Annotated in this window: 15 protein-coding genes; 6 read left to right on the forward strand and 9 right to left on the reverse strand. The window is 65.1% G+C overall.

Features of this window, described 5'->3' with window-relative positions; translation table 11 throughout:
* Position 1: 1 nt before the first annotated feature.
* Entirely contained in the window at positions 2-958 is a 957-nt protein-coding gene (locus tag FBY20_RS09765; RefSeq protein ID WP_142051782.1) for a helix-turn-helix domain-containing GNAT family N-acetyltransferase, read from the reverse strand.
* Between the two features lie 240 nt (positions 959-1,198).
* Here FBY20_RS09765 and FBY20_RS09770 point away from each other — a divergent pair, with 240 nt between their 5' ends.
* A complete protein-coding gene (locus tag FBY20_RS09770; RefSeq protein WP_255452309.1) occupies positions 1,199-2,197 on the forward strand; it encodes a tripartite tricarboxylate transporter substrate binding protein in 999 nt (332 codons plus the stop codon).
* 69 nt (positions 2,198-2,266) lie between these two features.
* Here FBY20_RS09770 and FBY20_RS09775 read toward each other — a convergent pair whose 3' ends face one another.
* Positions 2,267-3,199 (reverse strand): LysR family transcriptional regulator, encoded by a 933-nt coding sequence (locus FBY20_RS09775; protein ID WP_056320668.1) that lies wholly within the window; start codon positions 3,197-3,199, stop codon positions 2,267-2,269.
* A gap of 116 nt (positions 3,200-3,315) precedes the next feature.
* Here FBY20_RS09775 and FBY20_RS09780 point away from each other — a divergent pair, with 116 nt between their 5' ends.
* From FBY20_RS09780 to FBY20_RS09800, 5 genes are read left to right on the forward strand one after another with little or no spacing between them, the layout of a single operon-like run.
* Positions 3,316-3,999, forward strand: a complete 684-nt coding sequence (locus FBY20_RS09780; RefSeq protein ID WP_142051788.1) for an RraA family protein — start codon at positions 3,316-3,318, stop codon at positions 3,997-3,999.
* Complete coding sequence (locus FBY20_RS09785; protein ID WP_142051791.1) at positions 3,996-5,378, forward strand: amidase; 1,383 nt, start codon at positions 3,996-3,998, stop codon at positions 5,376-5,378. Before FBY20_RS09780 ends, FBY20_RS09785 begins: the two co-directional genes overlap by 4 nt.
* 58 nt (positions 5,379-5,436) lie before the next feature.
* Positions 5,437-6,495, forward strand: a complete 1,059-nt coding sequence (locus FBY20_RS09790; RefSeq protein ID WP_142051795.1) for a TRAP transporter substrate-binding protein — start codon at positions 5,437-5,439, stop codon at positions 6,493-6,495.
* A gap of 16 nt (positions 6,496-6,511) precedes the next feature.
* Entirely contained in the window at positions 6,512-7,120 is a 609-nt protein-coding gene (locus FBY20_RS09795) for a TRAP transporter small permease subunit (RefSeq protein ID WP_142051798.1), read from the forward strand.
* 3 nt (positions 7,121-7,123) lie between these two features.
* Positions 7,124-8,413: a TRAP transporter large permease gene (locus FBY20_RS09800; protein ID WP_142051803.1), complete on the forward strand. Its 1,290-nt coding sequence runs from the start codon at positions 7,124-7,126 to the stop codon at positions 8,411-8,413.
* Positions 8,414-8,460: 47 nt separating this feature from the next.
* Here FBY20_RS09800 and FBY20_RS09805 read toward each other — a convergent pair whose 3' ends face one another.
* Genes FBY20_RS09805 through urtA form a run of 7 tightly spaced genes read right to left on the reverse strand, consistent with a single transcriptional unit; the run spans position 8,461 to position 14,875 of the window.
* Positions 8,461-8,793 (reverse strand): zinc ribbon domain-containing protein, encoded by a 333-nt coding sequence (locus FBY20_RS09805; RefSeq protein WP_142051806.1) that lies wholly within the window; start codon positions 8,791-8,793, stop codon positions 8,461-8,463.
* A 9-nt stretch (positions 8,794-8,802) separates the two neighbouring features.
* Positions 8,803-10,032 carry a formamidase gene (gene fmdA, locus FBY20_RS09810; protein ID WP_056320650.1) on the reverse strand — a complete coding sequence of 410 codons (1,230 nt, stop codon included), beginning with the start codon at positions 10,030-10,032 and terminating at the stop codon, positions 8,803-8,805.
* A 29-nt stretch (positions 10,033-10,061) separates the two neighbouring features.
* Positions 10,062-10,754 (reverse strand): urea ABC transporter ATP-binding subunit UrtE, encoded by a 693-nt coding sequence (gene urtE, locus FBY20_RS09815; protein WP_056320648.1) that lies wholly within the window; start codon positions 10,752-10,754, stop codon positions 10,062-10,064.
* Positions 10,755-10,768: 14 nt separating this feature from the next.
* Positions 10,769-11,512, reverse strand: a complete 744-nt coding sequence (urtD, locus tag FBY20_RS09820) for an urea ABC transporter ATP-binding protein UrtD (protein ID WP_056320646.1) — start codon at positions 11,510-11,512, stop codon at positions 10,769-10,771.
* Complete coding sequence (gene urtC, locus FBY20_RS09825) at positions 11,509-12,630, reverse strand: urea ABC transporter permease subunit UrtC (protein WP_142051809.1); 1,122 nt, start codon at positions 12,628-12,630, stop codon at positions 11,509-11,511. The genes urtD and urtC overlap by 4 nt, the downstream gene beginning before the upstream one ends.
* A 10-nt stretch (positions 12,631-12,640) precedes the next feature.
* The gene (gene urtB, locus FBY20_RS09830) at positions 12,641-13,558 is read right to left on the reverse strand and encodes an urea ABC transporter permease subunit UrtB (RefSeq protein WP_142051812.1); all 918 of its coding nucleotides are present in this window, start codon (positions 13,556-13,558) and stop codon (positions 12,641-12,643) included.
* A gap of 54 nt (positions 13,559-13,612) precedes the next feature.
* Positions 13,613-14,875, reverse strand: a complete 1,263-nt coding sequence (gene urtA, locus FBY20_RS09835; protein ID WP_056320636.1) for an urea ABC transporter substrate-binding protein — start codon at positions 14,873-14,875, stop codon at positions 13,613-13,615.
* Positions 14,876-14,984: the final 109 nt, after the last annotated feature.

Consider the following 14,984-nt stretch of genomic DNA (forward strand, 5'->3'; position numbering starts at 1 on the left):
ATCAGGCCGTGGGTTTGACGCGGGTGAACTGCTGCTCGGTGACGATGCTGCCCCACTGATGGCCATCTTCCTCATGCACGAGCTTGAATCCCACGGACTCATAGAGCTTGCGCGCCGCGTCCAGGCCCTTGAAGGTCCAGAGCTGGCACGCGGAGAAACCGAACCGGTCACAGAAGTCCAGCGCCGCCTCGATCAGCTTTCGGCCGGTTCCGCTGCCTCGGCATCCATCATCCAGGATGAACCAGCGCAGGTGCGCCTGGCGATTGCCCAAATCCTGGCCGTCTATGGCGATGGAACCGACAATCCGGTCGTTCTGAATCGCCGTCCACACCCCATTGCATGGCTCGCCGAGCCGCCCCGCAAACTCGGCCATCCCCGTGGCCACCTGGCTTTCGAAGAACTGGCCAAAGCCCGAGTGCCGCGAATAAAAGGCGGCATGCATCTCGGCCACGCGTCCCACCAGACCGGGCCGATAGCCGGGCACGATCTGCACGGTATCGCGGGCCGCGGCGGATTGCGCGCCGCGGCTGGCCTTGAGCGCCCTGGCGTATTCCGACAACCCTTGCGCGACTGCCTGCTGTTGCGAGGGATTCAAGTGCGCCATTGCCGAGGTGACCTGATTGCGGCCGTATGCATGGATTCTCTTGACCAACGCCTTGCCTTGGCCGGTCAGCGTCAACTGCTTCAGACGCGCATCCTCTGCGCTTGCCGACTCGGCAATGTCCCCGGCCGCGATCAGTTTGGAAAGCATGCGGCTCACGCTGGATTTCTCCAGGCCAAGCGCAGTGACCAGGTGGGCCGCCGACACCCCGCCTTGGGCGTCGATTTCCAGCAACGCGTGCACGGCCGAGGCGGAATAGGCAGTGCCCGCCAGCGTCGGCCGCATGAAGCCCAGTTCGCGCACGATGGTGCGCGATGCGGACCGGATTTCGTCGATTGATTTGGCGGGCATTTGCATGGCGCATCCGTTAAGTTGTACTGCACAACCATAATGTTGCTCACTACAACTAACCTGTCAAGCCGCGAGCCACGCCGGGATTACCCGTAATAACAAAAATCTCTCAATTCGGCGGGCATTTGTGATTACTGACGGCCCAACCCTGCGTGCTAATTTTCCCTTCGGTCGAGAGACCGTTTCATAACACCCAAGGGGAATCACACCATGCAAGCCGTGGGAAAAGCATGCCGCAAGGCAGGGATGGTTTCGTCCATTCGCCGCACGTTTCTGAAGTCGATGGCGCCGGCGCTGATCGCCGGCGTGGCCCTCGCCGTGTCCGCCGCGCCGGTGCAGGCCGCGGACTTTCCGGGCGACAAGCCCATCAGCCTGGTCGTGCCGTTTCCGGCTGGCGGCGGCACCGACTTCATCGGCCGCCTGCTCGCCGCGGAGATGAGCAAGGCACTCAAGAGCACCATCGTGGTCGAGAACAAGGGCGGCGCCAACAGCAACATCGGCACCGCCTATGTGACGCAGGCGCGGCCCGACGGCCACACGCTGCTGGTATCGGGCGTGGGCATCGCCACCAACCAGGGGCTCTACAGCAAGCTGCCTTATAAGCTCGATCAGCTCGACCAGATTGCGATCCTTGCCTTTGGCTCTGACGTGCTCGTGACCGCGCCGGGTTTTCCGGCCAAGACGCTGGCCGAGTTCGTCGATCTGGTGCACAAGGCGCCTGGCAAGTACTCCTACGCGTCGTCGGGCAACGGGACCACCGGTCATCTGGGCATGGAAATGCTCAAACAGCGCGCCAAGCTGGACATCATGCACGTGCCATACAACGGCGGCTCGGCCGCGATCAACGATGTGCTGGCGGGCCGCGTCGACGTGCTGTTCGTCAATCAGGACACCGCGCTGCCGCACGTACGCGCCGGCAAGCTGCGCGCGCTGGCCATTGGCAGCCCGCAACGCAATCCCACTTATCCCGACACGCCCACCGTGGCCGAGAGCGGCTACCCGGGCTTTTCTTCCGAGTACTGGTTTGGCCTGTCCGCCCCGGCCGGCCTGCCCGCGCCGGTATTCCAGAAACTGTTCGACGCCACGCGCACCGCCATGCAGTCGCCCGCCATCCAGGAGAAGCTGGGCGCGGTCGGCCTGGTGATTCCGCAGCTCACCGACCCCAAGCAGTTCGTGACGCTGGTGGATGCCGAAGTCCAGAAGTGGGGCGAGGTCGTGCGGGTGTCGGGCGCGCGGATCGACTGAATCCGACGCCGCGCCGTACGCGATGGCATCAAGCCGTCCGGGGCCGCGCAAGCGGCCCCTTTGTCATTCCTATGCCTTGCGGACAGGCGTGGGGTCGGCCTCGATGGGCGCCAGGAAGTTCAGGCGCGTGAGCGTGTCGCGCGTGATGTCCACGATGGAATCGATGTGCGCGCCGTGCGAGGCCGTCAGATACGAGATGTAGAAGCGCGCCGGCGGGATCGGCGGATCGGCGGGCAGGGCGCGCAACACGCCCATGGTCAGCATGTCCTGCAGCAGCGGCACGGGCAGAATGCCGATGGCGTGGCCGGCCGCGATCAGGCGCGAGATCAGCGCCAGCGAGTTGGTGGTGCTGGGGCCCGACATGTCTACCCCGCCCGAGGCCAGCCAATTCTCGACCACGGTGTACAGCGTCGAGGGCGGCGAGTGCGTGGCGATGTGATGGCCGCGCGCGTGTTCCGCGCGAAAGGGATCGGCCGTGATGTGCAGCGTGGGCGAAGCGACCCAGTGAAACGTCATCCAGCCGATGAACACGTCGGTGATGGTGTCGCCCGTGGCCGGGTTGGTCAGTAGCGCCATGTCCAGCTCGCCCGCGTTGAGCTTGCTGTTCAGCACCGAACCCACGTCCACCGTCATCTCCAACGCCAGCGTGGGATAGTGCTCCTTGAGCTGCGCGATCACGGCAGTCAGGCCCACGTTGGCCGAGCACTCGTCCGCACCCAGGCGCAGTTTGCCGCCCAGGCTGCGATCCTTGCCAAAGTGTTCCAGCTGCCGCGTGCTGTGCAGCGCGCTTTCGGCATGTCGCAGCGCCGACTGGCCCACGTCGGTCAGGGTCACGCGCTGGCGCGAGCGGTCAAAGAGCTGCACCTCCAGCGCGCCTTCAAGTTCGCGCAGGCGGGCCGACACCGCCGGCTGCGTCACGTGCAGATGGCGCGCGGCCGCGTGGATACTGCCCAGCTTGGCGGTCCAGTAGAAGGCCTCAAGCTGGCTTAGGGTTATCCGCATGATAAGAACTCTTTTTCAAACTGCGCCGAAACTTTGATTATTGGCCCGGAAAGCCCGCGTGATACCTTTTTTTCACCGGCTTTCAGAGCCTTTTTCATTGTAGTGAAGACGACGCGATGTATTTGATTCATCCCCTGCCCGAGGCCTTGCCCCCCGAGGATCTGGCGCTGTTGCTCAAGGCCGAGCCGGCCACCATCGGCCATTTCCAGACCACCGGTTTCATGCGCGGCGACATCCGCGCGCACCAGCCGGATGTGCGCATTGCCGGGACTGCCGTGACGGTGCGCATGCCCGGCAACGACGGCGGCATCCTGCATCACGCGATGGGCTGCGTGCGGCCCGGCGACGTGCTGGTGATCGACCGGGCCGGCGAAGCGGTGACGGCGGCCTTCGGCGGCGCGATGGCCTACGCCGCCAAAGAGGCCGGCGTGGCGGGCATCATCGTGGACGGCCTGGTGACCGACCTGGGCGAACTGCGCCAGCACGGCATGCCGGTGTGGTCGCGCGGGCCGTCGCCCATTACCACGCGCCTGCTGGGCATCGAGGGCGAGTTCTGCGGCACGATCCACTGCGGCGGCATAGCCGTGCAGCCCGGCGCGGCCGTGCTGGCCGACGAGAACGGCGTGCTGGTGCTGGACCGCCGCGCCGTGCGCGCCGCCGCACAGCAGGCCATCGACTTTCAGACGCAGGAACAGACCACGCTGGCGCGCCTGCGCGCCGGTGAGAAATTCCCCGACATCGTGGGCTCGCGGGCGCTGATCGAACGCGCCATCGCAGCGGGCCAAGGAGCGCACGCATGAGCATCGACCTCACCATCACCGACCTCGCGCCGCGCCTGCGCCGCCGCGAGCTTCGCGCCGAAACGCTGGTAAACGACTACCTGGCCCGCATCGCGGCGCTGGACGGCTGGCTGCATGCCTATGTCGCCGTGTACGCCGACGAGGCCCTGGCGGCCGCACGCGCGGCCGACCTGCAGCTTGACCAGGGCATCTGGCTGGGCCCGCTGCACGGCGTGCCGATCGCGTTGAAAGACCTGATCGACATCGCCGGCCGGCCCACCACCATCGGCTCGCCGATCCACGCCGACACCATTGCCGCAAGCACGGCCCAGCTGGTGCAGCAGTTGCAGCGCGCCGGCGCCATCATCCTGGGCAAGACCCACATGGTGCAATTCGCCATGGGCGCCTGGGGCCCGAATCAGCACATGGGCACGCCGCGCAATCCTTGGGATGACCGCGTGCACCGCATCCCCGGCGGATCGAGCAGCGGCTCGGCGGTCGCGGTGGCCGGGCGTCTGGCGCCGGCCGCCATCGGCACCGACACCGGCGGGTCGGTGCGCGTGCCCGCCAGCTACTGCGGCATCACCGGCCTGAAGCCGACCGTTGGCCGCATCTCGTCGCAGGGCGTGGTCACGCTTAGCCAGACTCTGGACAGCGTCGGCGTGTTTGCGCACAGCGCGGCCGACGCGCGCCTGTTGTTCGACGTGCTGGCGCCCGCCACGCCCGGCGAGTGGCGCGAGCCGCTCGACGCCTCCCGCTTCGGCATCGCCGGCGCGACACTTGGCCGTCTGCCCGACGCGTTCCTGGCCGACGTGACGCCGGCGGTTCGCCAAGCCTACGAGGCGTCCATCGCGCTCTTTCACAGCCTGGGCGCGCAGATCGTCGAGATCACGCCGCCCGCCACGCTGGCCGAATTCAAGGCCGTGACCGGCGACATCATGATGACGGAAGGCGTGGCCTCGTTCGAGCGCGAGATGACCGACCTGGATCTGCCCGTCGACGACTCGGTGCGTCCGCGCATGCTGGTCGGGCTGGAAGTCTCTGCGGTGCGCTACCTGGCCGCGCTGCGCGAACGCGACCGCCTGCAGGCCGCAATGCAAGCGCGGCTAGCGGGCGTGGCCGGACTGCTTACGCCCACCACGCTCACGACCGCGCTGCCGCTTGACGAGGTGGATCACGGCAACGCGCCGGTGCAATACACGCGTATCGGCAACCTGCTGCAGATGTGCGGCGTCTCGGTGCCTAACGGCCGCGACGACGCGGGCCTGCCCACCGGCCTGCAGATTCTTTGCCCGGGCGGCGAAGACCGGCTGGCGTTGTACCTGGCCGAAGTCTTCCAGCGTCATTCCGATTGGCATCGCGTGCGCGCCAACCCGTGCACGCCAACGACCGCGGCATAACCCGATGCCGCGGCGGGGCGCGCGCGGCGCGTGTGCCCATACACAACAGGGGGGAAACATGAAACGAAGCATCCTGGCGGCGCTACTGGCGTCTGCCGTGACCGCGCTCGCAGTTGCCGGACCCGCACGCGCGCAGACCGCCGCGTTGCCCGAAACCCACTTCGCGGTGGTCGGCGGCGGCAGTCACAACTACACCTTCGGCGCGGTCGAAAAGCCGTTCTGGGAAAAGACCCTGCCCGAGGCCTCCGGCGGCCGGGTCACGGCCGAGCTGATCGGCCTGTCCGAGAGCGGCCTGAAAGGACCCGAGATCGTGCGCCTGATGCGCGCCGGCGCGCTGGACGTGGGCATGGGCGTGTTCGCCTTCGTGAGCGGCGACGACCCGACCTTCGAAGGCGTGGACCTGCCGGGCATGGCCACCGACTTTGCCACCGCGCGCAAGATGGTCGCCGCCTACCGGCCGGTGCTGGAGCAGCGCATGCTCAAGCGCCACGGCGTGCGGCTGCTGGCCACCGTGCCGTACACGGCCCAGGTGTTCTTCTGCCGCACGCCGGTCAATAGCCTGGCCGACCTGAAGGGCCGCAAGGTGCGCACGCGCGGCAGCAACATGGCCGAATACGTGCGCGCGCTGGGCGCCTCGCCGGTAACCATTGCGTTTGCCGAGGTGATTCCCGCCCTGCAAACCGGCGTGGTCGATTGCGCGGTGACCGGCATCGGCTCGGGCAACGCGGCCAAGTGGTACGACGTGGCCAAGAACCTCTACCTGCTGCCGATCGACTGGTCCATCGGCTTTTACGCCATTGCCGAACGCCGCTGGCAGAAGCTCGATCCCGCCGTGCAGCAGTTCATGCTCAAGGAAGCGCAGGTGCTCGAAGAACGCCTGTGGGACGAGACCGGCCGCGAGGGCGACTACGCGCTGGCCTGCAACACCGGACAGGGCGAATGCCGCATCCACAGCCAGGCCGACATGCAGGCCACCGCGCCCACCGAGGCCGAGCGCGCCACCCTGCGCGACGTGGCCACCGACATGGCAAGCCGCTGGGCCAAGCGTTGCGGCGACGAATGCGCCGCCAACTGGAGCGCCTCCGTCGGCCAGGCGCTGGGCGTCACGCTGCGCTGAACATCAAGGAACTCTCATGACGACAGAAACGCATGGTTCGCTACGCCTGCTTGATCACGTGGCCCGCATCGGCGCCTGGATAGGCGGTCTGGGGCTGCTGCTCGTGTCCTGGCTCATCGTGGCCGACCTCGCCGCGCGCAAGTTCGCCGGCATCTCGCTCGGCGGCGCCGACGAGCTGGCCGGGTACACCCTCGCCGTGGCGAGCGCCTGGGCCTTTCCCATCACCTTGCTGCGCCGCTCGCACATCCGGGTCGACGTGGTGTACACCCACCTGCCCGCCAAGACGCGCGTCGTGCTGGACCTGTTCGCGCTGGCATGCCTGGGCGTATTCGTGGGCACGCTGACCTGGCACGCGTGGTTCGTGCTGGCCGACTCCATCGCCTTCCAGTCGGTGTCCAACACGCCGCTGCAGGTGCCCCAATGGATCCCGCAGTCGCTCTGGTTTGCCGGCTATGCCTTCTTCCTCTTCACCATCGTGGTCCTGGGCGCCTGCGCGCTGGGCCGTGTGATGCGCGGCCGCTGGCAGGCGGTCAATGCGCTGATCGGCATCCACTCGGTGGAAGAGGGCATCGAAGAAGAAACCGCCGACGCGCCCGTGCCGGCGCGCACGCAACCCCAGGAGTGAGCCATGTTGATAATGACGATTTCCATGCTGCTCGGCCTCTTGGCGCTGAGCGTGACCGCCGCCGCAACGGTAGGCCTTCTGGGCATGAGCCTGGCCGGCGTCTATTCGCCGCTGAAACTGACCAACGCCATCGGCGAACTGGCCTGGGGCACCAGCGCCGAATTCCTGCTGGTCGCCATTCCGCTCTACGTCCTGATGGGCGAGCTGCTGGTGCATTCGGGCGTGGCCGGGCGCATGTATGGCGCCGTGTCCAAGTGGGTGTCGTGGCTGCCGGGCGGGCTGATGAACGCCAACATCGGCGCCTCCGCCATGTTCTCGGCCACCAGCGGCTCAAGCGTGGCCACCGCCGCCACCATCGCCACGCTGGCCCTGCCCGAGCAGCGCAAGTCGGGCTACAACGCGCCGCTGTTCCTGGGCTCGATTGCCGCGGGCGGCACGCTCGGCATCCTGATCCCGCCGTCGATCAACATGATCGTGTACGCGTTGATCGCCAACGTGTCGGTGCCCAAGCTCTACCTGGCTGCCACCTTGCCCAGCATTCTGCTCACCACGCTTTTCATCGCACTGATCGTCGGCCTGTGCCTGTGGCGGCCAAGCCTGGCCGGCAAGCGCCCGACGGTAAGCTGGGCTGAACGCATCGCGGCGCTGCCGCATCTGGTCCCGCCCCTCGCCATCTTCGCGCTCGTCATCGGCGTGATCTATGGCGGCATCGCCACCGCCAGCGAATCAGCCGCACTCGGCGTGGTGGCCGCCACCCTGCTGTGCGCCTACAAGCGCGTGCTGACGTGGGAGATGCTGGGCCGCGCCTTCGAGGCCACGCTGCGCACCACCGGCATGATCATCCTGATCACGCTGGCCGCGTTCTTCCTGAACTTCGTGCTGTCCTCCATCGGCCTGACCACCTTGCTGGTCAATGCCGTGACCAGCCTGGACCTGCCGCCGCTGGGCATGATGCTGGCCATCATCCTCTTTTACCTGCTGCTCGGCTGCTTCATGGACACGCTCGCCATGCTGGTCACCACCGCGCCGCTCACCGTGCCCATCGTCATGGCGCTGGGCTACGACCCGGTGTGGTTCGGCGTGATGCTGATCGTGCTGTGCGAAATGGGCCAGCTCACGCCGCCCTTCGGCATGAATCTGTTCGTGGTGCACAGCGTGCGCGGCCAGGGCAAGTTCATGGACGTGGTGGTGGGCGTGCTGCCGTTCCTTGCCATGCTGCTGCTGATGATCGTGCTGCTGCTGGCCGTGCCGCAACTGGCGCTGTGGTTGCCGGGGCAGATGTCGACGCTGTGAGGGCGGGGCGTGGCAAGGCCAGCCCCGGCTCGCCTTGCCGTCCGTCTTCAGTGACTGATCATCCAAGGCCGGGCGCCAGCGAACGTTTTGCCGCCGTCCGCGGTCTGGCGCGTCCGGCCCGCGGCTTTCGCGCCTGAGCAACAACCGCACCCCATGCCGTGGCCCCCCCGCGTGCTGCGGGGTTCATGGGCGGCGCGTTCGTTGACGGCGCGGGCGCGGTTCATTGCCGAGGACAGCGCCGAGACCGCGGGTGCGCCGCTGACGAAGCGCTCGCAGGAGACGCCGCAATCGGGGCAGGACGCAAGGTCACGCCATTGCGATAACGGCCTCAGAACCGAGAACTCGCCGCAGTCCTGGCAACGATAGTCATAGAGCGGCATGCGAACTCCTTAAAGGTCTTCGGCGATGGGCATGTCCATGCCGCGCTTGATCTGCGGCACGTCGCCCAGCGCGTTGGGCTGGATGTCGATATCGAAGATCTCGGTCGGCAGCCACAACGTCGCGCACGCATTGGGAATGTCCACCACGCCGCTGATGTGGCCCTGCACCGGCGCCGTGCCCAATATCGAATACGCCTGCGCGCCCGAATAGCCAAACTTCTTCAGATATTCAATGGCGTTCAGGCAGGCCTGGCGATAGGCGATGTGCACGTCCAGATAGTGCTGCTTGCCGCCTTCGTCGACCGAAATGCCTTCGAAGATCAGGTAGTCCTTGTAGTTGGGCGTGATGGGGCTGGGTTTGAAGATGGGGTTGCGAATGCCGTACTTGGCCATGCCGCCCTTGATGAGCGACACCCGCATGTGCACCCAACCCGCCATTTCGATGGCGCCGCAGAAGGTGATCTCGCCATCGCCCTGCGAGAAGTGCAGATCGCCCACCGACAGGCCGCCACCTTTGACGTAGACCGGAAAGAACACCCGGGATCCGCGCGACAGGTCCTTGATATCGCAATTGCCGCCGTGCTCGCGCGGCGGCACGGTGCGCGCACCGGTGGCGGCGGCACGATCCCGCTCGGCGCCCTTGAGCTTGCCCATGTGCGCCGTCTTGGGCGCGGGGGGATTGGCCAGCGGCGGCACGCGATCGGGATCGCTGTCTATCAGCTTCTGTTCGCGCTCATTCCACTTGTCCAGCAGCGCCTGATCCGGCAGGCAGCCGATCAGGCCCGGATGGATGAGGCCAGCGAAACGCACGCCGGGGATATGGCGCGAGGTCGTGAACATGCCTTCAAAATCCCAGATCGACTTTTGCGCCGACGGGAAGTGCTCGGTTAGAAAGCCGCCGCCATTGTTCTTGCTGAAAAAGCCATTGAAGCCCCACAGGCTTTCCTCTTTGGCGCCGATATCCAGCAAGTCCACCACCAGCAAGTCACCGGGCTCGGCGCCTTCGACGCCGACCGGGCCCGACAGAAAGTGCACCGTGGACAGGTCCACGTCGCGCACATCGGAGGCATCGTCATCGTTCTTGATCGCGCCGCCGGTCCAGTCGTAGGTTTCGAGCACGAAATCGTCGCCCGGCCGGACCCACGTCGCCATGGGGATATCGGGATGCCAGCGATTGTGCACGCCTTCGTTTTCGTAGGGGGATTGGGCCAGGTCGACCTTGATCAGGGTTTCAGGCATGTCATGCTCCTTTTGGATGGACAACGGCTTCAGACAGACAGGTATTTGCTGATCGTCTTTTCGTCCACGCGCCCGCGCGGGTCTTCGTGCACGAAGCGGCCCTTGTCGATCACGATGAGCCGGTCGGCGATCTGCATGGTGAAACTCAAGACTTGTTCGGACACCACAATGGCCAGGCTGCGCAGTTTGCGGATCTCCAGCAGGCTGCGGGCGATGTCCTTGATGATGGACGGCTGTATGCCCTCGGTGGGCTCGTCCAGCAGCAGCACGCGGGGGTTGGTGACCAGGGCGCGCGCGATGGCAAGCTGCTGCTGCTGCCCGCCCGAAAGATCGCCGCCCCGCCGGCCGCGCATTTCGTGCAACACCGGAAACAGCGCGTAGATGTCCTCCGGAATGGTGTTGCGCAATGCCCGCCCGCGCATGCCGGTACGGATGTTTTCCTCGACAGTGAGCGTCGGGAAGATCATGCGGCCTTGCGGCACATAGGCCACGCCGCTGCGCACGCGCTGATGGCTTTCCAGGCGTTCGAGCGCCTTGCCGTCGAGCGAGATCGAGCCCTGCATGGTGGGCAACATCCCCATCATGGTCTTGAATAGCGTGGTCTTGCCCATGCCGTTTCGCCCCATCACGGCGACGATTTCACCGGGGGCCACGGCCAGGTCGACACCGTGGATGACTTTGCTTTGCCCATAGCCCGACACCAGGCCAGCGATATTGAACATATTGCCTCCTGGCCTTAGTGGCCGAGATAGACTTCAACCACGCGCGGATCGGATTGCACCTTGTCCATGCTGCCCTCGGCCAGCACACGGCCCTGGTGCAGCACCGTGACCTTGTGCGCGATGTTCTTGACGAACTCCATGTCATGCTCGATCACGATGAGCGATCGATTCCGGCTGATTCGATTGAGCAATTCGGCCGTGCGTTCGCGCTCGGACACGCTCATGCCGGCCACGGGTTCGTCCAGCATCATTAGCTCGGGCTCCTGCATCAGCAGCATGCCGATCTCCAGCCATTGCTTCTGGCCGTGCGACAGCAGCTCCGCCGATCGGTCGAGCTGGTCGGCAAGAAATATCTCTTCGGCCACCTGTTCCACGCGCTCGATCACGGCCGCGGTGCGCCTGAAGGTCAGCGCACCCAGCACGCTGCGTCCGGCCGGAAACGAGACTTCCAGGTTTTCCCGGACGGACAGGGTTTCATAGATGGAGGGCGTCTGGAATTTGCGGCCCACGCCGGCGCGCACGATCTCATACTCCGCCAGACCGGTCAGCTCGGTATCCTTGAATCGGATCGAGCCCGCGGTCGCCTTGGTGCGGCCGCAGATCAGATCCAGCAGCGTGGTCTTGCCGGCGCCATTGGGACCAATGACGACGCGCAGCTCTCCTTGATCGACATACAGGTTCAGGTCGTTGACGGCGACAAAGCCGTTGAACGACACGGTCAAGCCTTCGATATACAACGCGAATTCTGACGGGTTCATGCTGCCTCCGCGGCGCCATCCGCCTGCTGGCGCGATGCTTTACGCGCCAGGCGCTTCTGGGTGTATTGGTGATACAGACCGGCCAGTCCGTTGGGAAACGCCATCACGACCGCAATGAACAGCCCGCCCATCAGGAACAGCCAGAGCTGCGGAAAACTCTCGGAGAAATAGCTCTTGCCGAAGTTGACCAGCAGCGTGCCGTACACCGCGCCCAACAACGAAAGCCGGCCGCCGACCGCGGCAAAGATGACCATTTCAATGGAAGGCACGATCCCCACGAAGGAAGGCGACATGAAGCCGACCTGCAAGGTGAACATGGCCCCGCCGATCGCCGAGAACACGGCGGCCACGCAGAACACGAAGACCTTGAAGCTGGCGACGTCATAGCCCGAGAAGCGCACGCGTTCCTCTTTGTCGCGCATGGCCATCAGAAGCTTGCCCAGTTTGGACGACAGCAGGTATCGGCCGAACAGGATGCACGCGAACAGCAGCACGCCGTTGATGAAGTACAGCACCAGCCGGGCGCTGTCCGTGCGGATATCCCAGCCCAGCAACGTCTTCAGGTCGGTGATGCCATTGACGCCGCCCGTCCAGCCTTGCTGGCCGATGATGAGCACCGACAGGATCAGCGCCACGGCCTGCGTCACGATGGCGAAATAGGTGTCGCCCACGCGGCGCTTGAACATGGCCGCGCCCAGAATCAACGCCAGCAGGCAGGGCAGCACCGGCACCGCCATCAAGGTGAACCAGAAGCTCTTGAAGGGCACCCAGAACCAGGGCAGCGACGTCAGCTGGTTCCAATCCATGAAGTCCGGGATACCGGGCGTGGACTGGATCTTGGTGGCCTCCGGTGTCGAGGCTTCCAGCTTCAGAAACATCGCCATGCAATACCCGCCCAGCCCGAAGAACACCCCCTGGCCCAGGCTCAGGATGCCGCCATAGCCCCAGCACAGCACCAGGCCCAGCGCGACAAAGGCATAGGACAGGTATTTGCCGATCAGGTTGAGCCGGAAGACGTCCAGCGCCAACGGAAACACCACGAACAGCAGCAGCGCCAGAATGGCCAGCCCTGCCAGCCCTTCGCGCCCGCCGATCACGTTGTGAAAGAATTTCTGCATGATGCGCCCCCTACCTGCGTACCTTGATGCTGAACAGGCCTTGCGGGCGCAGCATCAGAATGATCACGATGGCCGACAGCGTCAGCACTTTGGCCATCGAACCGGTCATGAAGAACTCCGAGATCGATTGCGTCTGCGCGATGACGAAGGCCGACGCGATGGTGCCGAACAAGCTGGCCGCGCCGCCAAACACCACCGTCAGGAACGTATCGACGATATAGAGCGAGCCGCTGGTCGGGCCGGTAGAACCGATGGTCGTGAAAGCGGCGCCGGCAATCCCGGCAATCCCGCAACCCAGCGAGAACGTCACGCGGTCCACGCGCTTCGTATCGATGCCCACCGCGCCGCTCATGGCGCGGTTCTGCACCGTGGCGCGCACGTGCAGGCCCCAGGTCGATCGGAACAACGCCAGAAGCAGCGCGCCAGTCAGCACGATGCTGATCGACATGACGAACAGGCCGTTGATCGGGATGTCCACCCCTTCCAGCGGCTGCCAGGAGCCCATCAGCCAATCGGGCAGCGTGGGGCTGACTTCACGCGGACCGAACAGCGAACGCAGGGTCTGCTGCAGCACCAGCGACAAGCCCCAGGTCGCCAGCAGCGTGTCCAGCGGCCTGCGGTACAGATGACGGATCATCAGCCACTCGGTCAGCCAGCCCAGGCTGAAGGTCACCGCAAAGGCCAGCAGAATGGCGACAAAGAAGTAGGCCGGCATCAGGCCCGGCGCGTACTGCTGGACCAGTTCGGAACAGAGATAGGTGCAATAGGCGCCCACCGCCAGGAACTCGCCATGGGCCATGTTGATGACGCCCATCTGGCCAAAGATGATCGCCAGGCCCAAGGCCATCAGCAACAGCACGCTGAAGACCGATAAACCATTAAAGCCCTGCATCAGCAGGATGGCCCCAAGATCGGAGAAGGATTCCATGGATGGCTCCCGGCAGTGGAAAGGGCGTCGCGCGCGGCGCCCGGATCGACGTGATTACTGATAACCCTTGGGGAAGGGATCGGGCTTGATGAGCTCCGGGGTCTCGAAGATCACGTCGAACTGGCCGTCCTTGCGAATCTGGCCAATGCGGGTCTTGCTCCACAGATGGTGGTTGGGGTCGATCTTGACGTAGCCTTCGGGCGCTTCCTTGAATTCCAGTCCGGCCGACGCGGCGACCACTTTGTCGACATCGAAGCTGCCCGCCTTCTCCACCGCCATCTTCCACAGCCAGGGCCCCAGATAGGCCGCCTGGGTCACATCGCCGATCACGGCGTCGGCGCCATACCTGGCCTTGAAGGCTTCGACGAACTTCTTGTTGTTGGCGTTGTCCAGGCTCTGGAAGTACTTCATGCAGGACCAGAAGCCCTCGGCGTTTTCACCGCCAATACCCAGCAGTTCATCCTCGGTCACCGAGATGGTCAGGAGCTTTTGCTTGCCGCTCGTGACGCCCGCCGCCTTGAGCTGTTTGTAGAACGACACATTGCTGCCGCCCACCACCACGGCGAACACCACGTCAGGCTTTTTCAGCTTGATCTTGTTGATCAGCGAGCCGAACTGCGTGTGGCCCAGCGGGTAGTATTCCTCGCCGACCACCTCGCCCTTGAGCACGTTCTCGATGTGCTTGCGGGCGATCTTGTTGGACGTCCGGGGCCAGATGTAGTCGGAGCCGATCAGGTAGAAGGAACGCGCCTTCTTCTCGCGCGCCAGCCAGTCCAGGCTGGACAGGATCTGCTGCGTGGCCTCCTGCCCGGTGTAGAAGACGTTCTTGGACTGCTCCAGGCCTTCATAAAACGTCGGGTAGTAGAGCAGGCCGTTTTCTTTCTCGAACACCGGCAGGACCGCCTTGCGCGATGCCGAGGTCCAGCAGCCGAACACCGTGGCGACCTTGTCGCTGACCAGCAGTTTGCGGGCCTTTTCGGCAAACGTCGGCCAGTCCGAGGCGCCGTCTTCCTGGATGATCTTGATCTTGCGGCCCAGGATGCCGCCCATGGCGTTGATCTGCTCGATGGCCAGGCGCTCGGATTGAATCGACCCCGTCTCGCTGATGGCCATGGTGCCGGTCGCCGAGTGCAATTGGCCTACCGTGACTTCGGTGTCGGTAATGGCCAGGCCGGTGGTGTTGATGGCCGAGGTGGCCGGCGCAGCGGCCCGCGACAGCGCCGGTATGCCCAGCAGCGGCAGGGAGGCAAAAGCCAGGGCCAGGCGCCGGCGCGAGGGCAGCTCCGGGGCATTATCAAAAGGGGTTTTGCCAGACATCGATGACTCCTCAATGGATCACGACCAGGGAAACCGAGCATGCGCGGCACATGCCGCAGCCCGGAGGGTGAAGGCATACTAGGAGCCTATGACGCACTGCAACATACGT

Source organism: Achromobacter sp. SLBN-14 (assembly GCF_006715415.1).
Classification (GTDB): domain Bacteria; phylum Pseudomonadota; class Gammaproteobacteria; order Burkholderiales; family Burkholderiaceae_B; genus Achromobacter; species Achromobacter mucicolens.